The following is a 17,934-nucleotide window of genomic DNA, read 5'->3' as shown; positions in this document are numbered from 1 at the left end:
TAAGCAGGCGCTGATGCACGGTATAATCGAAAGGTTAAACAGATTCCGACCTTTTGCATTCCATGCCCTTGTCTGCGCCGACGAGCCCCCGTCAACCTTTGCATACGCGATCGATACGCGTCCAGTCCTATGCCCGGGAAGACGGTCTGTGGGACCTGGAAGCCGAACTCATCGACACCAAGGCCTACGGGTTCCCCATGCACGACGGGCATGTGCACCCTGCGGGCGCCCCCATTCATCATATGCATCTGCGCGTCACCATCGATGCGCAGTTCACCATTACCGATGCCCAGGTGGCCTACGAGGCCGCCCCGTATGGGGAATTCTGCAGCGCGATCGCGCCGAATTATGGCGAATTGATCGGCCTGAATCTGCTCAATCAGTTTCGTCAGCGCGTGCGTGAACGCTTTGGCCGCACGGCGGGCTGTACTCACGTCACCGAACTCACCAACGTCCTGCCGACGGTGGCCGTCCAGACCATGGCCGGCCAGCGGCGGCAGAACCCGGACGGCCAGCGCCCCTTTCAGCTGGACGGCTGCCACGCGCTTCGGGTGGACGGCCCGGTGGTGCAGAAACACTATGCACCCTGGTATGTCCCCTCGGTAGAGCGACATGAAAGCTAGACTTCCGGGCCTGGCCCAGGCTGGTGGCCCGAAACGGTCCATCGGCGGTTTTCTTTTTTCTTCACTGACAGGTAACTCATGAAAATTCACGAATATCAAGGCAAGGAATTGCTGAAGAAGTTTGGCGTGACTGTCCCGCGTGGCATCCCCGCATTCTCGGTCGAAGAGGCCGTCGCAGCGGCTGAAAAGCTGGGCGGGCCCGTCTGGGTCGTCAAAGCGCAGATTCATGCCGGTGGTCGTGGAAAGGGCGGCGGCGTGAAAGTCGCCAAGTCGCTGGATGACGTCAAGACGCTGGCAAGCCAGATCCTGGGCATGCAGCTGGTCACGCACCAGACCGGCCCGGAAGGCCAGAAAGTGCGTCGCCTGTACATCGAAGACGGCGCCGATATCCAGCAAGAATATTACCTGTCAGCCGTGACCGACCGCGCCACGCAGAAAGTGGCTTTCATCGCTTCTAGCGAAGGCGGCATGGACATCGAGGAAGTCGCGCATTCTTCCCCCGAGAAGATCATCACGGTGATGGTCGATCCCCTGCAGGGCTTCACCCAGGCCGACGGCGACAAGCTGGCCAAGGGCGTGGGCATGCCGGCGGATTCCGTCGCCCAGTTCATCGATGTGTGCCAGAAGCTCTACACCTGCTACATGGAAACCGATGCGGCGCTGGTAGAAATCAACCCCCTGAATCGTGACAGCAAGGGCAACATCGTCGCCCTGGACGCGAAATTCAACTTCGATTCCAATGCGCTGTTCCGCCATCCTGAAATCCTGGCATATCGCGATCTGGCCGAAGAAGATCCGGCCGAAGTCGAAGCCAGCAAGTTCGATCTGGCCTATATCCAGCTGGACGGCAACATCGGCTGCCTGGTCAACGGCGCCGGTCTGGCCATGGCCACCATGGACACGATCAAGCTGTTTGGCGGCGAGCCGGCCAACTTCCTGGACGTGGGCGGCGGCGCCACGGCGGAAAAGGTGACCGAAGCCTTCAAGATCATGCTCAAGAATGATGGCGTCAAGGCCATTCTGGTCAATATCTTCGGCGGCATCATGCGCTGCGATGTCATCGCCGAAGGCGTGATCGCGGCCTGCAAGGCGGTCAACCTCAGTGTGCCGCTGGTGGTCCGCATGCGCGGCACCAACGAAGAAAAGGGCAAGCAGATGCTGGCGGCCTCGGGCCTGCCCATCATCAGCGCTGACACCATGGCCGAAGCCGCGACCGCTGCCGTCGCAGCTGTGAAATAAGCATTACAGGGAATAGAACATGTCGATTCTGATCAACAAGGACACCAAGGTCATCACCCAGGGGATCACCGGCAAGACCGGTCAGTTCCATACCCGCATGTGCCGTGAATACGCCAACGGCCAGGCTGCCTTCGTCGCCGGGGTGCACCCGAAAAAGGCCGGCCAGGACTTCGAGGGCATTCCCATCTACGCTTCCGTCAAGGACGCCAAGTCCGCCACGGGCGCGACCGTCTCCGTCATTTATGTGCCGCCTGCCGGCGCCGCTGCCGCCATCTGGGAAGCCGTCGAGGCCGATCTGGATCTGGCGATCTGCATCACCGAAGGCATCCCCGTGCGCGACATGCTGGAAGTGCGCAACCGCATGCGGGCTGAAAACCGCAAGACCTTGCTGCTGGGCCCCAACTGCCCGGGCCTGATCACGCCGGACGAAATCAAGATCGGCATCATGCCTGGCCACATCCACCGCAAGGGCCGTATCGGCATCGTCAGCCGTTCCGGCACCCTGACCTACGAAGCCGTCGCTCAAGTGACGGAACTCGGCCTGGGCCAATCCAGCGCCGTGGGTATCGGCGGCGATCCGATCAATGGTCTGAAGCACATCGACGTGCTGCAGATGTTCAATGACGATCCGGATACGGATGCGGTCATCATGATCGGCGAAATCGGCGGCCCGGACGAAGTCAATGCCGCGCAGTGGGCCAAGGACAACATGAAAAAACCGGTTGTCGGCTTCATCGCAGGCGTCACCGCGCCGGCCGGCAAGCGCATGGGTCACGCCGGCGCCCTGATTTCGGGCGGCGCCGACACGGCCGATGCCAAGCTGGAAGTCATGGAAGCCTGCGGCATCCGCACGACGCGCAATCCTTCGGAAATGGGCAAGCTGCTCAAAACCGTGCTGTAATGATTGTGTGCTGACAGGGGCGGGCATGCCTGCCCCTGCACCAGGAAAGGCCCGCTCGGCGGGCCTTTTTCACGAGCGCAGCGGCTTCATGCGGGGGCTGCCTGCTGGGTGAATGATTGAAAAAAACGGGATTTGAGACATGCTGCTGGCTTGGCTGGAGCAATTGCATTGGGGGGCGGTGCTGCAGATCGTCCTGATCGACATCTTGCTGGGGGGCGACAATGCCGTCGTCATCGCCCTGGCGTGCCGCAAACTGGAACACCGCCGGCGTCTGCAGGGGATCCTGTGGGGGACGGCGGGGGCCATTACCTTGCGGGTGATCCTGATCGCCTTTGCCTTGGCCCTGCTGACGGTGCCGTACCTGAAGATGGTCGGGGCAGCCTTGCTATTGTGGATCGGCGTCAAGCTGATGCAGCCCGACGATAATGCCCACGAACAGGTGAGCGGCGCCGGTTCTGTCTGGGCGGCCGTGCGCACCATCATTGTGGCGGATTTCGTCATGAGCCTGGATAATGTCGTAGCCATCGCTGCTGCGGCACAAAACACCATCGCGGATCATCAAATCCTGTATGTGGCCTTTGGCCTGCTGCTCAGTGTGCCCATCATCGTCTGGGGCAGCACCCTGGTGCTCAAGCTGATTGACCGCTTTCCGCTGCTGGTGACGTTCGGGGCCGGCCTGCTGGGCTGGATCGCCGGCGGCATGCTGGTAACGGATATCGCCCTGGACCCTTGGCTGGGTCAGGTGGATGCGACGCTGCGCCTGACGGCGGAAATTGCCGGCGCTCTGTTGGTGGTCGGGATCGGTCTTTGGCTGGCCCGGCGCCATACGGCGCAGGCGCGAAAAAAGGTTGCTTCATGAAACTGAAACGCCCCTCTTTGCTTCAAACCCTGGTGGCTCTGGCCGCCATCGGTCTGATTGCCCGTTTGCTGCTTTCCAGGATAACGCTGTGATGTCTGTTGTGTCCCCAGAAAAACTCGTCATCGCTACCCGGGCCAGCCGTCTGGCCTTGTGGCAAGCCCATCACGTGCAGGACCGCCTGCGGGAACTGTATCCGGATTGCCGGGTAGAACTGTTGGAAATGACCACGCGCGGCGATCAGATCCTGGACCGCACACTGTCCAAGGTCGGCGGCAAGGGCCTGTTCGTCAAGGAACTGGAAACCGCCTTGCTGGATGGGCGCGCCGATCTGGCCGTGCATTCCCTGAAGGATGTGCCGGTCGATCTGAACGATCCTTTTACGCTGGCGGCGATTCTGGACCGGGCCGATCCCTGCGATGCCCTGGTGTCCAATACGGCCGGCAGCCTGGACGAGCTGCCGGCAGGCGCCGTCGTGGGAACGTCCAGCCTGCGGCGCGAGGCGCAATTGCGCACCCGCTATCCTGATCTGATCATCAAACCGTTGCGCGGCAATCTGGATACGCGGCTGGCCAAGCTGGACCGGGGCGATTACGCCGCCATCGTGTTGGCGGCCGCCGGCCTGCAGCGCCTGGGCCTGGGTGACAGGATCCGGGCTGTGCTGCCGGTGGAGCTCAGCCTGCCGGCTGCGGGGCAGGGGGCTTTGGGCATCGAGACCCTGGGTGCGCGTACGGATATGGCGGCGTGGCTGGCGCCTTTGTCCAGCGACCAGACGACCGCTTGCGCCCTGGCGGAACGCGCCGTGTCCCGAGCCCTGGGCGGATCGTGTCAGGTGCCGCTGGCCGCCTACGCAGTGGTGCAGGCCGATGGTCTATGGCTCAGGGCCCTGGTGGCGGAACCCGATGGCAGTCAGGTGCTGCGGGCTCAGGCGCAGGGCGCCGCCGATCAGGCGGAAGCCCTGGGAGCCATCGTGGCCCAAGACCTGCTCGGCCAGGGGGCCGACGCCATCCTGGCTCGCCTGTCGGCCTGATTGCATGCAGGACCAGCCGTCTGCCGCCCCGGTGCTGCTGACGCGCCCCCAAGGGCGCAACGCGCCGCTGGCGCAGGCTTTGCGTCAGGCTGGCTTGTCAGTCATCGACGCCCCGGCGCTGGCGATATCATGGCTGGATACGCCGCGCCCGGTGGCGCGCCCCGGGGACTTGCTGATTTTCGTCAGCGGCCAGGCCGTGACAGCCTATTTTTCGCAGCAGCCCGTCTCCTGGCCGGCCGAGGCCTGGGCGGGCGCCGTGGGCGGCGCCACGGCGCAGGCCTTGCAGGCGCATGTGCCGCCCGCCCGGATCCTGTCGCCGGCCGATGATCTGCCGCCTGATTCCGAGTCCTTGCTGGCTGTGATCCAGGCCCGTGGGCTGCGCCCTGGGCGGGTGCATATCCTGCGCGCCACCGAGGGGCGGGACTGGCTGGCGAATCAGTTGCGGCAGCTGGGCTGGCAGGTGGCGTGCCATGCCCTGTATCGGCGGGATCCCTGCGTGTGGGATCCGGCGATCTGCACCCGGCTGGCGTCCTCTGAACCTCTGGTATTGCTGGTGACCAGCCTGGAGGCGCTGGCGGCCATCGAGGCCAATTTGCAGGCCTGCGGCGTGAGCTGGCCTCCGGCCCTGCAGGTGGTCACGCTGCACGAACGCATCGCGCGCCGTTTACAATATCTGTACGCTGACCAGCCGGACGGGATGTTGCACGTCACGCTCAGCAGTCCCGATGGGGCTGCTTTGTTTCAGGCTATAGTGGCAGCATCCCGACAGCTTTCCCGAAGGACCTGAACGCCGTCATGAGCGAATCCGATCACAGCACGCCTTCCTCTTCCCCCGATTCCGCCTCGCCGGCATCCGCCCTGGCCAGTGCGCAGGCCGCCCCCCGGCAGTCCGGCGGCGTCGGTCGATTGTTGCTGGTCGTGCTGATTCTCTTGGCCCTGGTGCTGGCAGCGGCGCTGTACGAACAGAACCGGCAATACCGCACCCTGCAGGCGGATTTTCAGCGCCAGCATGACGATAATACGCAGCTGATCCAGGATGCCCGCAGCCAGGCTGCCCAGGCCTTGTCGCTGGCGCGCGAACAAACCGCGCAAGTCGAAGACCTGCGCGGTACGCTGGACGCCACCAACAACCAGTTGCAGGAATTGGATCAGGCGCTGCAGTTGATGACCGACAGCGGATCCGATCTGCTGCTGCTCAATGATATCGATCATCTGGTCACTATTGCCCAGCAGCAGCTGTCCCTGGGGGGCAATGTCGCTAACGCCATCATTTCCCTGGAAGCCGCCCAAGCGCAGCTGGCACGGGCCAACCGCCCCAATCTGGCGGCTTTGCAGCAATCCATCAATGGTGATCTGGATCGCTTGCGGGCGGTCGCCACCGTCAATCTGCCGGCTTTGTCGGCGCAGCTGGACCAATTGTCCGATCTGATCGGCACGGCTCCGCTGCTGGTGCCGGATGCGGTGGCGACGCCGGATCAGCCGGCGGCAGCGCCTGCTGTGTCGCCGGCGCCGGTTGCGGTAGACCCTGAGACCGCCCCGGCGACACCGGCTGCCGGATGGCAGGGGTGGGTCCAGGATGGCTGGCGCTGGGCCCAGGGGGCTGCCGCTCAGGTGACGCAGGACCTGCGGGGACTGTTCGACATCCGCCGGGTGGAGGATTCAGCTGCCTTGTTGATGTCCCCGGACCAGGCCCAGCGGTTTCGCGAGGGTCTGAAACAGCGCACCATTACAGCGCAACTGGCGCTCATGATGCATCAGTCGCGGATCTGGAAAGCGGAACTGGATCGGGTTGCCCAGGCCATCGACCGGCGTTACGACATGCGCGCCGAATCCTCGCGCCAGGCCTTGAAACTGGTCCGTGCCTTGCTCGACACGCCGATCGAAGCCGCGTTGCCAACGATGGGCAACAGCCTGGCTGCCATTGCTGCTGCGCGGGATGCCGAGGCTGCTCAGGATGACGGCACGCCCGGCGAACCGGATGCTCCCCCGGCCCAAGACGACGCCGATCCGGCAGTGCAGACGCCCGCCAGCGCCGGCGCAGTCTGATAGGGAGACGTGATGCGATCCTGGATCTGGACCCTGATTCTGCTGGCCGCCGCCGTGGCGCTGGCCCTGACCGTGCATGATCATGGCGGCAACGTCATCATTGTCGCGCAGCCCTGGCGGCTGGAATTGTCCTTGCCGCTGGCCCTGGTGCTGGCTCTGGTGGTGTTTGTCGCCCTGCATTGGCTGTTGCGCCTGTTGCGCTGGATGGGTAACAGTCCCGACCGCCTGCGGGCCTGGCGCGGCCGCCGCGCCCAGCGGCGGGATGTCGAACTCCTGGAAAGCGGCTGGATCAATATCCTCGAAGGCCGTTACGTGCAGGCAGAAAAGGACCTGTCCAGCCTGCTGTCGCGTACCCGTTCGGCCGACCGCAAGGTGTTGGCCGGGTTGAGCGCCGCCCGGGCTTTACATCTGTTGGGCGAAACCGCGCGCCGTGACCAAACGCTGCAGCTAGCCCAGGAAGGCGCAGGCAAGGACAGCCGCCTGCGCCAGGCCGTCGATACGGTGACGGCGGAAATGTGGCTGGATCAGAATCGCGCCCAAGAAGCCCTGGATCTGCTGGAACCCCTGCAGGATGCGTCCTCCCGCTTTCTGCATGCCACCCGGCTGCTCTTGAGGGCGCATCGCCAGTTGGGTCACGCGGATCGCGTCTACGCCCTGACGCGGTTGCTGCTGCGGCGCAGCGCCATCGATGAAGCCCAGGCGCGGCTGTTCATTTGTGAATCCGCCGCCCAGCGGCTGGACGCCGTCGAGGCGTCCGGCTGGAATGCGCTCTGGGGGGACTTGACGGCCGATGAGCGCCTGACGCCCTTGGTGGCGCTGGCAGGGGCGCGGGCGCAGACACGCCTGGGCCGTCCCGCCGAGGCCGCCCGTATTCTCGAGGCCGCCTTGAACCGTCAGCCGGATGACCGTCTGCTGCGGGCTTATGCGCAGTGTGACGCCGAACAGGCGCGTCAGCGCCTGGGCCACGCTGAATTGTGGTTGAAATCCCATCCGGATCATCCCGGCCTGCTGGCGGCATTGGGCCAGTTATGCCTGGCGGCGCAGCTCTGGGGGCAGGGTGCGCATTACCTGGAACGCAGCCTGGCGTTGCGGGCCGACATCCATATTCACGCGCTGCTGGGCAATCTGCATGATGCCTTGGACCACCCCGATCAGGCGCTGCAGCACTGGCGGCGGGCCTGCGAAGCCGCCGATGCGGAACTGCCCGTGATCCAGCGCCCGCTGCCGGCGGCTGATACCCGAGGGGACCCGCAATTTCTGCTGAACCCCCGGGATGCCGCCGCTGCCGCGTCGCCCATTGCGCCCTTGGCGGCCAGCGCCGCCTACCTGCAGGATACCGGCGATGAAACACTGGAAACGGTGTCTGCGCCTGCCGTGCCTGCATCCGATGCGCAGCCGGTTTCGTCCTCATCCGAAGACGATTATTTCGACACGGCCCCCATCCCGGGGGTCGACATGTCGTTGACGTCTGACCGGAGCGGGCAGAAATAGTTTTCGTTTTATAGACTGACAAACCAAGGAACTTCATGAGCCTAGATCGTGTGCCGGCCGGCGACAAGCTGCCCGAAGAATTCAATGTCGTGATCGAAATCCCGATGAATGCGGATCCCGTCAAATACGAAGTCGACAAAGAGAGCGGCGCCGTGTTCGTGGATCGTTTCATGCTGACGGCCATGCACTATCCCTGCAACTACGGTTATATCCCGCAGACGCTGTCCGAAGACGGCGATCCGGTGGACGTGCTGGTGATTGCGCCGTTCCCGGTCCAGGTGGGTTCCGTGATCCGGTGCCGGGCGCTGGGCGTGATGAACATGGAAGACGAAGCCGGTAAAGACGCCAAACTGCTGGCCCGCCCAGTGGACAAGCTCTATCCGCCGTATCGCCACATCGACTCCACGGCGGATCTGCCTGCCGAAGAACTGCAGCGCGTCCAGCATTTCTTCGAGCACTACAAGGATCTGGAAAAGGGCAAGTGGGTCAAGGTTCAGGGGTGGTCTGGTTTGGATGCAGCCAAGCAGGAAATCCGCGCCTCCGTCGCCCGTTTCGAACAGGGCAAGGCCTGATTTCCGGATGCCCTGATGCTTAGGGTCCCGCGCCCGGCCTTGAGCCGGGCCTTTTTCTGAAAGGAATTCTCATGGAAGAGACTGTCATTCCCCGCCCGGTCCCGGTATCTCTGGCAGTGCAGGGGACTCAGGCCCGCTTTCCGGTGCGTCGTATCTACTGCGTGGGCCGTAACTATGCAGAGCATGCCCGTGAGATGGGGGATACGGGCCGTACGCCGCCATTTTTCTTCGGCAAGCCGGCGGATGCCGCGCTGAATGTGGCGGACGGCGTTGAGGGCGTCCTGCCCTATCCCTCGATGACCCACGATCTGCATCATGAGATCGAACTGGTCGCCGCCCTGGGCAGCGGCGGGCGTGATTTGACGCCGGAGCAGGCGGCAGCCGCCATCTGGGGCTATGCCATCGGCCTGGACATGACGCGCCGCGATCTGCAGGCCGAGGCCAAGAAGGCCGGCCGCCCCTGGGATACCGCCAAAGGGTTTGATCACGGCGCCGTGCTGGGGCCGGTGCATCCGGCCTCTGCCACAGGGCCGCTGACGTCGGGGCGCATTACCTTGTCGATCAATGGCCAAGCGCGCCAGGCCGGCGATCTGTCCGACATGATCTGGTCGGTGCCCGAAGCCATCGCCTATCTGTCCACGCTCTTCGAACTGAAGGCGGGGGATTTGATCTTTACCGGCACGCCGGCAGGCGTCGGCGCAGTGGCCGTCGGCGATCAGCTGCGCGGCGAGATTGATGGCCTGGGCGCCTTGCAGGTGCGCATCGGCTGATTGAGCAATAGGCACGAGAGCCGTCCGGCGTCCAGGGTTTTGGGGATGCTGGGCGGCTTTTGTCCTAGTCGGGAAGTGCGAATAGGCGGGCTGGCGGGGGCAGGGCACACTGGACGCCTGTCTTGTGTTGCCGGAGCCCGCCATGTCTGTCTGCCGCCATCGCTTCCCGTGTCTGTCCAGGCGTTTCAGCGCGTCTGAACTGTTTTCTTCCGGATTCTTTGCCCGTCGCCGGCCTTTTGTCAGGCCGCGTGCTCGCTTGGCCGCCCATATTCGTCAGCAGGGGCAGGCCATGGTGGAATACGTCATCGTGGTGGCGCTGGTCGCCGTGGCGGCAATCGCCGTCTACCAACTGTTCGGTCAGGTCATTCGCGCCCAGACAGCGGCCATGGCGCGGGAAATCGCCGGGGAAGACGGCAGCGAACAGTCCCGCATGGCCCAGTCGGCGGCGGAATCAGCGGCATCCCAGGCGGCTGCCAAAAGCCTGAAATCCTTTACTGGCAACGCAGCGGCGGGTCAGTAGCATGATGAACCATCACTCTCAGAAAGGGCAGGTGCTGGTGCTGGGCATGCTGCTGGCGGCGGTGCTGAGCCTGGCGTGGTTGCGGTATTTCGGCGCCGGACAGGTCATCGCTACCAAGGCCAGGATGGTGCATGGCCTGGATGCCGCCGCTTATAGCGGGGCGCTGGTTCAGGCCCGCACGCTGAATTTTCTGTCCTACCTGAATCGCGCCCGACTGGCCCATCAACTGGCGATGGCGCATCTGCTGACGCTGGGCAGCTGGGCGCATTATGGCGGCACGCAGGCGCAGCGGCTGGCGCAGGGCAATCCTCCCGCCTACCTGATCGGCATGTTGTTCGGAGCAGATCAGGGGCGGGCCTATCTGGCGGCTGCCGCTGCGACGGGATTGGACGTCCAGGCGCAGCCCGACGGTCCGCTGGGGCAGGCCTTTGCGGCGCACGAGTCCTTTGTCCATGACTATGCGCAGGATCTGTCCCGCGCCTTGGTGCAGGGCTTGCCGCAAGCGCGCCTGGATGCCATCCGTGGCGCCTTGGCGGCGCATTATCCGGATCGGCCTGCACAGACGCTGCAACCGGTGGTGTCCGATGATGCCTGGCCGCGCCTATTGCGTGCGCGTCCGGCGGATGCCGCCTTGTTCCAGCTGGTGCGGGATATGGCGGGTTTGTACGCCTTTCTGGGGCCGCGTCACGCCACGGCGCAGAACGCCTGGTCAGTCGATCCCCGCTGTCCGCAGCTGCGGCATGAATTGCGCCGTCGGGGTGAAACCGCTCTGGATGCGTCCGGGCGCTGGCAGTCGGGGGATACGCAGTCTTATCATGCGGTGCGCTCCAATCGATGGATCGGCTGTTACTACCGCGAATATGCCATGGGCTGGGCCTGGATGCCCGCGCAGCCGGGCCAGGCCATCGAAGCAGACCATGCGGACGATGCGCCTCAGGATTTCTCTGAGCAGGATTTCTGGCGCTGGGTGCAAGCAGCGACGCAATGGGATCTGCTGGATGGCCAGGCCAACCCTCTGGCGAATTCCTACGCCATGCAAAACCGGCGGCTGTGGCCTTCGCGGGGGCTGGGGGGCTACCTGGATGTGGCGCCTGGAATGGATCGCCAGGCGGCGACGGGCTTTGTCGTGCAGTTAGCGCTGGACGACGCCGCGGGTGTGCCGATGCGCGCCCGCAGCGCGGCGGAAACCCTGTTTTCCCGCCCGGATCCGCGGGCGGATGGACGGGACGAGGCTGCCAATCTGTTTCATCCCTATTGGCAGGCGCGGCTGTCTGCGCCGCTGCTGACATTGCCGGGGGACTGAGATGACATCCATGGAGGCTCAACGCGGCCAGGCGCTGGCCGAATCCCTGGTGGTGTTGGGTGCATTGGCCAGCCTGTGGTTGGGTGTGGCGTGGCTGGGGCGTGTGCAGGATGCTGCGCTGCAGTTGTCGCATGCCAGCCGCCAAGCTGCGTTCGCCTGGGCGCACCAAGGGATCACCGATACCGATCTGGCCGCGCAGGCAGTGGACGACAGCCAGGCCTCTGGCCAGCATGGACAGACCCGGCAAGGCAGCGCTCTGTTGCCCGATCGCGTCGGCTTGCGCCTGGACGCCTCGCGGGTCCGCTCGGGCCGGTGGCCGGGAGATCCTGTGGCGGGGGCCGCGCTGGCGCGCCAGGAACTGCAGCTGGGCGACGAGACTTTCTGGCGCATCCAGGCCAGCGCCCGTACGGCAGGTCAGGGGCAGACATCGGGGCGTCTATGGGATTTTGATCGGCTGGCAGTGTCCCTACAGCGCCATACGGCCATTCTGCGCGGCGCAGGAGCCGCGTCCGGGGACCTTGCCGCCCAGACTGTGTTGGGTGGCAGCGGACAGCTGTGGGGGCGCTATGTAAGCGTCTCGCAGGCAGCGGGACAGGCGGTGGATCGGCGTCTGCAGGGCGTGGATGCGGCCTGGGGACGTACCCGTCCGCAATGGGATTGGCTGGGCGCCTGGAGCGCCAGCGTACCCGCGCGTCACATAAGGCAGTGGGGGGCGCCATGAATCTGCTGCGAAGGATCTTGGGATGCTTGATGGGGCTGGGCTTGGCCGTTGCGCCGGGAGGCACAGTGGTTGCACAAGCCTGGCATCCGGCTGACACGGGGCGGCAGGCAGGATGGGTCTGGGCTCGTCTGCAACAGTTCGATGTGCCGGGGGCGCGCGTGTCCCTGCAGTATTTTCAGGCGCCGGTGGCCCCTGTGCAGGCTGCCCGGCAACTGGCGGCAGCGTCCGGGATGCGGCTGACACGGCTGCAGTTTGCCGGGACCGTGCTGTGGCTATCGGGCGGGCAGGGGGCCGAGCATTGGTTGGCGCAATTGCAGCCCGGTGCGGGCGGCGCTATCGGCCTGGTATCCCGGCTGATGCCCGCTTCAGCGCCTGTCGTCGGATTTGATCCCGCCGGTCTGGCGCCGGTAGACGCCCGTCGGGTGTTCCAGGTAGCGGATCGCCCTCCGGGCGACCCGGCGTCGCTGAGCAGCTTTGATTGCCCGGGGACCTTGTCTCAGGTGGCGCAGACCGTGGGGCGGGCCTTGCGCGCCGCCCGCTGGTCTGCCGCCGAGCCTGCCTCGGGGGCAGTGGCGGCGAATGCCTCGCTGCTGCCTGCTGAATGGCGGCATCCCGACATCGGCCGTCTGTCCGTTCACCTGCATGCCCGTCCAGGTTCTGTCGCCTTGACGTTTCGGCATCACCCCAAGGAGCCTGCATGACACTGTCTCTGATCCGGGTTCCCCGGGCTGCCATCTTGGCGGTGCTGGCCTTGGGTGTCGGGGCCTTGGCCGCCGTCTTTCTGGCCCTGCATGTGCGCGAACGGATCCAGCAGGCCGAAGATCAGGCCCGCCTGCCGATGGTGGAACGCATTGTGGCGGCGCAGGATCTGCCGGCTGGCACGCGCCTGCTGTCCGATCATCTGGCTCTGCGCAGCTTTCCGGCCCAGTGGGTGGGGCATGACAGCTTGCCCGCCGCTCGCTATGCGGATCTGGAGGGCCGGGTGCTGACGGCGGCGCTGAAAGCAGGCGATGCCATCCTGGCGGTGCATACCCTGCAGCCGCAAACGGCTTTTTCCGCGCATCTGGTTCCAGGCCGACGGGCGATCACGCTGCCGGTTGATCAGGTCAATTCGCTGTCCGGCCTGCTGCAGCCGGGGGACTTGATCGATCTGTATGTCTCTTTCGACCATCGGCGCAAGCGCCTGACGGCCCCCTTGCTGCAAGGGGTGCTGGTGTTGGCGACCGGTCGGGAAACGCGCACGACGGGGGGCAGCGCCGACGAGATGTCGTATTCAACCGTAACGCTGGATGCCGCGCCCGACGATGTGGTGAAACTGGTGGCCGCGCGACAGGCAGGTACGCTGACCGCGATTTTGCGCCATCCAGAGGACGATCAAGCCGACCGGCGGGCGGCCAGAGGCGATCTGGCCGCGTTGTTGGGCGTCAATCCGCCGCCCACGCCCGCTGTGCGCAAGGCCGTGATTTTGTATGGCGGCTCCAAAGCCCAGGGCATGCCGTCCTGGGCCGTCCCTGGGCGTGGCGTGCCGGGCGACGGCAGCGGCCTGTTCGATCTGCCGTCCCGGCAGTCCCTGAGCAGCGCCTGGCGGCGTGATGGATCGGGCGGTCCGCTGACTGAGCCGAGCAGATCAGGCCTGATACCGGATTTCTCCGGGATGGATAGGGATGACTCCGTTCATACGGCGCCCTGGCAGGGAGATCTCCAGATAGTGCGCGACCCGGAGGCTCAACCATGAACCGCGCACAGCGATGCCGTCGCCTATCGGCGGTCGATAAGAGGCTGGGAGGCCAGACTGGCCGCTGGCTGGCGGGGCGGCGATGGATTTGCGCGTGGCTCAGCGTGCTGTTGGCGGTGGCTTGGCATGCCCGCATCCAAGCCGCAGCGCCGGAAACCCTGGTCTCTTTGCAGGCGGGCGAGGTGCGAGTGCTGGGGATTCCCGGTGTGGCGCGAGTGGCGGTGGGCGATGGTCAGATCATCAACGCCGTCAGCACAGACGACCGCGAGGTCATTCTGTTCGCCCGCAAACCTGGCTTTAGCACCTTGCACGCCTGGACGGCCGATGGTCAGGTGTCCCGCTATGCCGTCGAGGTTTCCCCAGAAGGCGCCCGCCAGTTGCAGGATGAACTGCGCACGGTGCTGCAGCGTATTCCCGGCGCCCGAGTCACTTCACTGGGAGACAAGCTCCTGATCGAAGGCGATGATCTGTCCGATGCGGATCGCCAGCGCCTGGCGGAACTGGGCCGCCGTTATCCGCAGCTGCTGGACTTCACGGGTGCGGTGGGGTGGGACCAGATGGTGCTGCTCGACGTCCAGGTGGTCGAGGCGCCCAAAACACTGTTGCGGGAATTGGGCCTGCGATGGGATCCCCAGAGCGCGGGCGGCGTCAATACGGGCCTGGGTTGGGACGGCGGGTCGCGGCGTTTTGCCGAGCGGCCTGGTGAAACTGTGCTGCCGTTGATGTTCCCGGCGGCGCAGGGGGCGGGATATTTCGGGCTCAATGCGCTGCTGTCGGCCAAGCTCAATTTGCTGGCCCAGGAAGGGCGGGCCGTGGTGCTGGCGCAGCCGCAGCTGCTGGCCCGCAGCGGTGCGACCGCTGAGTTCCTGGCTGGTGGTGAGGTCCCCTACAGCACGGTGGATCGCAATGGAAATACGCAGACGGCGTTCAAACCATATGGGGTGTCCTTGCGTATCACACCCTCGGTAGAGCGCAGCGGCGCCGTGCGTTCGCGCATCGAGGTCGAGGTCAGTTCCGTGGATACCGCCTTGTCCGTACCCGGCGGCCCTTCGCTGAAGACGCGGCGCACGGCGACGGAGTTCAACGTCCGTTCGGGGCAGACGCTGGTGCTGGCCGGTTTTCTATCCCGTGATACGGCAGATAATGTGGACCGCGTCCCTGGACTGGGGAACCTGCCGGTGCTGGGCGCGCTGTTCCGTTCTACCCGCTTTCAGCGCAACGAGACCGAGCTTGCCATTCTGGTGACGCCTCAGCTGGTGACGGCAGACCATCCCGATGTGCGGACCCGTATCGGGCGCACGGCTGCCATGCTGCAGCAGGCTTTCCCCCAAGCGCCCAGTCTGATGAATCCCATCCGGGCGCCTGAATCTGTCCGCCCTCCGGCCACTCGGGAGGGCTGGGATCCGCGCGCTGTCGGGCCGAGGTCCCAATGGCAGGCGGCGCCGGGGGTGCAGCCATGAATGATATCGCCCTGGATCTGCATTTCGAAGATGGCCGCCGTCTGCACGAGGTGCATGCCGTGCCCCTGCTGATCGGCCGCGAACCGGAGTGCGGGCTGGTGTTGAAAGGCTGGCGGGTGGCCCGTCGCCATGCACGGGTGCTGTGTCGTGACAACGAGGTATGGGTGGAGGACCTGGGTTCGATTTTCGGTTCCACCGTCAATGGCCGCCGGGTCGCGTCTTATGGACCATTGCAGCCGGAAGACGAATTGCTGATCGGCCCTTGTCTGATCCGCATGCATTTGCTGGGCGGCGCGCTTGATGGGGGGCCGCCGCCTTTGGGACATGATCCTTCGGGACCGGCAGGCCTTCCTGGTCTTGAATCGGCGGATCGAGCCGTCCGTCTGCCTGAGCCCGCTGTGTCGTCTGGGGGTGATAAGACGCTGCTGGCAATGGCAGACAGCGTGGGGGCGCAGACGGTCGATTCCAGGGCGGTGCCTGATGGTGCGTCTTTTGCCGAGGAAGAGGCCGCACTCGCGCCAGACCCTGTTTCACCGGATTGGCACGCGCATCGGCGGCGTCTGCACGAGGGGCTGATCAGGGCCTTGCAGCTGCGCCGCAGAGATATCGGCGGCATGAGCGATGCTGCTTTGCGATCCGAGGCGACACGGGTGCTGACCGAGCTGATCGAGGCAGATGAAGGCCTGCCCGCACACCTGGATCGCGGCGTTCTGCTGCAGGGGCTGGTCGACGAGGCTGTCGGCCTGGGGCCGCTGGAACCTTTGCTGGCGGATCCTGGCGTGACGGAAATCATGGTCAACCGCCATGATGAAATCTTTGTCGAGCGGGCTGGCTGCCTGGTGCGTGATCCAGCCAGTTTCAGCAGCGAGCAGGCCGTGCTGGGCATCATCGATCGTATCGTGGCGCCGCTGGGGCGCCGGATCGACGACAGCGCTCCCATGGTGGATGCGCGTTTGCGCGACGGCTCGCGCGTCAACGCGGTGATTGCGCCGGTGGCCTTGCGCGGCGCCAGTCTGACGATTCGCAAGTTCCCGAAACGGCGCTTGGATATGCGGGATCTGCTGACGGTCGGTGCGCTGGATGAAGCGATGGCGACGTTTCTGACACATTGCGTCCGGCACCGGAAGAGCCTGCTGGTCTCCGGCGGTACCGGATCGGGCAAGACCAGCCTGCTGAACATCCTGTCCAACGCCATTCCGGCGGGCGAGCGCATCATCACCATCGAAGATGCCGCCGAGCTGCGGCTCAATCACCGTCATCTTGTCAGCCTGGAGGCCCGGCCTCCCAATCTGGAGGGGCGCGGGCGCGTAGAAATCCGGGATCTGGTGCGCAATGCGCTGCGCATGCGGCCTGACCGTATCGTCGTGGGGGAATGCCGGGGCGCCGAGGCCTTTGACATGCTGGCCGCCATGAATACGGGACACGAGGGATCGCTGACCACCTTGCATGCCAACAGTCCCCGGGATGCTCTGGGACGCCTGGAGACCATGATTCTGATGGCCGGCATGGATCTGCCCCTGGCGGCGGTGCGCGAACATATCGCTGCCAGCATCGATCTAATTGTGCAGCTGGTGCGGACTGCCGACGGGCGGCGGCTGATCAGCGCCATCGTGCAGGTGACGGGCATTGAAAGCGGCCGCATTCAATTACAGGAGCTATTCGTCGCCCAAGCAGGCCCGCCGGCCATCTTTGCCGGCTGCGGTCTGATGCCGGAAGGCTTCAATGGGGTCGCTGCCCTGGATACCCAGCTTTTTTCGCAACGCTCGGTGCGCCAGGGGCAGGCGGTGCTGGGCGATAGTGCGCAGGCGGCGTCATGCTAGACACCCTGTTGATTCTGTCGGTCGGATTCAGTGTGGCGCTGGGCGCCTGGCTGTTGTTGGGGCGACTGCTGCGGTACTGGCGGGATTATGACTCACGCCTGCAGGACGAGACGCGGCGCACCCTGGATGACTCTTTTCTGTTTGTCGATGCAGCGCAGCTGCGCCCGCTGTGGTGGGCGGTCGGGGCCGTGGCCCTGCTGTCGGCAGGCTGGCTGGTCGGACAGTGGTGGGGGGTGCTGCCCGTGCTGGCGGGGCTGCTGATGGCGCCTTCCCTGGTGCTGCAGCGGATGCGGCGGCAGCGCGCCCGCCTGTTCGATGCGCAATTGCCCGAGCTGATGCAGGCGCTGGCCGGCGCCCTGCGGGCCGGCGCCGGCCTGCAGCCGGCGCTGCAGCACATTGTGACGCAGTCGCTGCCGCCCTTGTCCCAGGAGTTTTCCTTGATGCTGCGGGAGCAGCGCCTGGGCCTGGGGTTTCAGGATGCCTTGCGGCAGCTGCATCGCCGCATGCCGACCGAGTCCTGCAGCCTGGTGGTTTCGGCGCTGGGGATCGCCGCCCAGACCGGCGGCAGTCTGGCCGACACATTGGAACGCATTGCCCAGACGCTCAGGGCGCGTCAGCATTGGTTGGGGAGAGTGCGAGCCTTGACCGCTCAGGGGCGCATGCAAAGCCACATCATGGCGGGTCTGCCCGTGTGCCTGCTGCTCGTGCTCAGCCGCTTGGAACCAGAGGCCATGGCCTTGCTGTATCGAACCTGGTACGGCTGCTTGGTGCTGCTGGCCATTGCGGCGCTCGAAGGGCTGGGTATTGTCTGGATTCGGCGCGTTGTCGATATCGATGTCTGACTCTG

At 65.1% G+C, this 17,934-nt stretch carries 18 protein-coding genes; all 18 read left to right on the top strand.

Annotation, left to right across the window (positions count from 1 at the left end):
• The first annotated feature begins 62 nt into the window (after positions 1–62).
• The 18 genes from VDP79_RS07425 (at position 63) to VDP79_RS07340 (ending at position 17,929) form a co-directional block, all read left to right on the top strand.
• Complete coding sequence (locus VDP79_RS07425) at positions 63–623, top strand: DUF2889 domain-containing protein (RefSeq protein ID WP_323017569.1); 561 nt, start codon at positions 63–65, stop codon at positions 621–623.
• Positions 624–701: 78 nt separating this feature from the next.
• Positions 702–1,862, top strand: a complete 1,161-nt coding sequence (gene sucC, locus VDP79_RS07420; RefSeq protein WP_323017568.1) for an ADP-forming succinate--CoA ligase subunit beta — start codon at positions 702–704, stop codon at positions 1,860–1,862.
• Positions 1,863–1,881: 19 nt separating this feature from the next.
• Entirely contained in the window at positions 1,882–2,763 is an 882-nt protein-coding gene (gene sucD, locus VDP79_RS07415; RefSeq protein ID WP_323017567.1) for a succinate--CoA ligase subunit alpha, read from the top strand.
• A gap of 142 nt (positions 2,764–2,905) precedes the next feature.
• Entirely contained in the window at positions 2,906–3,622 is a 717-nt protein-coding gene (locus tag VDP79_RS07410) for a TerC family protein (RefSeq protein ID WP_323017604.1), read from the top strand.
• A gap of 91 nt (positions 3,623–3,713) precedes the next feature.
• Complete coding sequence (gene hemC, locus VDP79_RS07405) at positions 3,714–4,649, top strand: hydroxymethylbilane synthase (RefSeq protein ID WP_323017566.1); 936 nt, start codon at positions 3,714–3,716, stop codon at positions 4,647–4,649.
• 4 nt (positions 4,650–4,653) lie between these two features.
• Positions 4,654–5,436, top strand: coding sequence for a uroporphyrinogen-III synthase (locus tag VDP79_RS07400; RefSeq protein WP_323017565.1), 783 nt, complete (start codon positions 4,654–4,656; stop codon positions 5,434–5,436).
• A gap of 8 nt (positions 5,437–5,444) precedes the next feature.
• Positions 5,445–6,695: a uroporphyrinogen-III C-methyltransferase gene (locus VDP79_RS07395; protein WP_323017564.1), complete on the top strand. Its 1,251-nt coding sequence runs from the start codon at positions 5,445–5,447 to the stop codon at positions 6,693–6,695.
• Between the two features lie 12 nt (positions 6,696–6,707).
• Complete coding sequence (locus tag VDP79_RS07390; protein WP_323017563.1) at positions 6,708–8,186, top strand: heme biosynthesis HemY N-terminal domain-containing protein; 1,479 nt, start codon at positions 6,708–6,710, stop codon at positions 8,184–8,186.
• A gap of 35 nt (positions 8,187–8,221) precedes the next feature.
• Complete coding sequence (ppa, locus tag VDP79_RS07385) at positions 8,222–8,758, top strand: inorganic diphosphatase (RefSeq protein ID WP_323017562.1); 537 nt, start codon at positions 8,222–8,224, stop codon at positions 8,756–8,758.
• Between the two features lie 71 nt (positions 8,759–8,829).
• Complete coding sequence (locus VDP79_RS07380) at positions 8,830–9,528, top strand: fumarylacetoacetate hydrolase family protein (protein ID WP_323017561.1); 699 nt, start codon at positions 8,830–8,832, stop codon at positions 9,526–9,528.
• Positions 9,529–9,817: 289 nt separating this feature from the next.
• Entirely contained in the window at positions 9,818–10,048 is a 231-nt protein-coding gene (locus VDP79_RS07375) for a hypothetical protein (RefSeq protein ID WP_416233068.1), read from the top strand.
• 1 nt (position 10,049) lies between these two features.
• On the top strand, positions 10,050–11,351 hold the full coding sequence (locus VDP79_RS07370; RefSeq protein ID WP_323017560.1) for a hypothetical protein: 1,302 nt from the start codon (positions 10,050–10,052) through the stop codon (positions 11,349–11,351).
• 1 nt (position 11,352) lies between these two features.
• Entirely contained in the window at positions 11,353–12,072 is a 720-nt protein-coding gene (locus VDP79_RS07365; RefSeq protein WP_323017559.1) for a hypothetical protein, read from the top strand.
• On the top strand, positions 12,069–12,773 hold the full coding sequence (locus tag VDP79_RS07360) for a hypothetical protein (protein WP_323017558.1): 705 nt from the start codon (positions 12,069–12,071) through the stop codon (positions 12,771–12,773). Before VDP79_RS07365 ends, VDP79_RS07360 begins: the two co-directional genes overlap by 4 nt.
• Positions 12,770–13,807 carry a Flp pilus assembly protein CpaB gene (gene cpaB / locus VDP79_RS07355; RefSeq protein WP_323017557.1) on the top strand — a complete coding sequence of 346 codons (1,038 nt, stop codon included), beginning with the start codon at positions 12,770–12,772 and terminating at the stop codon, positions 13,805–13,807. Before VDP79_RS07360 ends, cpaB begins: the two co-directional genes overlap by 4 nt.
• Positions 13,804–15,267, top strand: a complete 1,464-nt coding sequence (locus VDP79_RS07350; protein ID WP_323017556.1) for a type II and III secretion system protein family protein — start codon at positions 13,804–13,806, stop codon at positions 15,265–15,267. The genes cpaB and VDP79_RS07350 overlap by 4 nt, the downstream gene beginning before the upstream one ends.
• Complete coding sequence (locus VDP79_RS07345) at positions 15,264–17,087, top strand: ATPase, T2SS/T4P/T4SS family (protein WP_323017555.1); 1,824 nt, start codon at positions 15,264–15,266, stop codon at positions 17,085–17,087. The genes VDP79_RS07350 and VDP79_RS07345 overlap by 4 nt, the downstream gene beginning before the upstream one ends.
• Positions 17,081–17,929, top strand: coding sequence for a type II secretion system F family protein (locus tag VDP79_RS07340; RefSeq protein ID WP_323017554.1), 849 nt, complete (start codon positions 17,081–17,083; stop codon positions 17,927–17,929). Before VDP79_RS07345 ends, VDP79_RS07340 begins: the two co-directional genes overlap by 7 nt.
• The last annotated feature ends 5 nt before the right edge of the window (positions 17,930–17,934 follow it).

Source organism: Castellaniella sp. (genome assembly GCF_034675905.1).
In the GTDB taxonomy this organism is placed as follows: domain Bacteria; phylum Pseudomonadota; class Gammaproteobacteria; order Burkholderiales; family Burkholderiaceae_B; genus Castellaniella.
This window is presented reverse-complemented; position numbering and strand designations above follow the sequence as displayed.

Coding starts and splice junctions, on each gene's coding strand:
- VDP79_RS07425 (WP_323017569.1), top strand. CDS start 63: ATGCCCTTGTCTGCGCCGACGAGCCCCCGTCAACCTTTGCATACGCGA.
- sucC (WP_323017568.1), top strand. CDS start 702: ATGAAAATTCACGAATATCAAGGCAAGGAATTGCTGAAGAAGTTTGGC.
- sucD (WP_323017567.1), top strand. CDS start 1,882: ATGTCGATTCTGATCAACAAGGACACCAAGGTCATCACCCAGGGGATC.
- hemC (WP_323017566.1), top strand. CDS start 3,714: ATGTCTGTTGTGTCCCCAGAAAAACTCGTCATCGCTACCCGGGCCAGC.
- VDP79_RS07400 (WP_323017565.1), top strand. CDS start 4,654: ATGCAGGACCAGCCGTCTGCCGCCCCGGTGCTGCTGACGCGCCCCCAA.
- VDP79_RS07395 (WP_323017564.1), top strand. CDS start 5,445: ATGAGCGAATCCGATCACAGCACGCCTTCCTCTTCCCCCGATTCCGCC.
- VDP79_RS07390 (WP_323017563.1), top strand. CDS start 6,708: ATGCGATCCTGGATCTGGACCCTGATTCTGCTGGCCGCCGCCGTGGCG.
- ppa (WP_323017562.1), top strand. CDS start 8,222: ATGAGCCTAGATCGTGTGCCGGCCGGCGACAAGCTGCCCGAAGAATTC.
- VDP79_RS07380 (WP_323017561.1), top strand. CDS start 8,830: ATGGAAGAGACTGTCATTCCCCGCCCGGTCCCGGTATCTCTGGCAGTG.
- VDP79_RS07375 (WP_416233068.1), top strand. CDS start 9,818: ATGGTGGAATACGTCATCGTGGTGGCGCTGGTCGCCGTGGCGGCAATC.
- VDP79_RS07370 (WP_323017560.1), top strand. CDS start 10,050: ATGATGAACCATCACTCTCAGAAAGGGCAGGTGCTGGTGCTGGGCATG.
- VDP79_RS07365 (WP_323017559.1), top strand. CDS start 11,353: ATGACATCCATGGAGGCTCAACGCGGCCAGGCGCTGGCCGAATCCCTG.
- VDP79_RS07360 (WP_323017558.1), top strand. CDS start 12,069: ATGAATCTGCTGCGAAGGATCTTGGGATGCTTGATGGGGCTGGGCTTG.
- cpaB (WP_323017557.1), top strand. CDS start 12,770: ATGACACTGTCTCTGATCCGGGTTCCCCGGGCTGCCATCTTGGCGGTG.
- VDP79_RS07350 (WP_323017556.1), top strand. CDS start 13,804: ATGAACCGCGCACAGCGATGCCGTCGCCTATCGGCGGTCGATAAGAGG.
- VDP79_RS07345 (WP_323017555.1), top strand. CDS start 15,264: ATGAATGATATCGCCCTGGATCTGCATTTCGAAGATGGCCGCCGTCTG.
- VDP79_RS07340 (WP_323017554.1), top strand. CDS start 17,081: ATGCTAGACACCCTGTTGATTCTGTCGGTCGGATTCAGTGTGGCGCTG.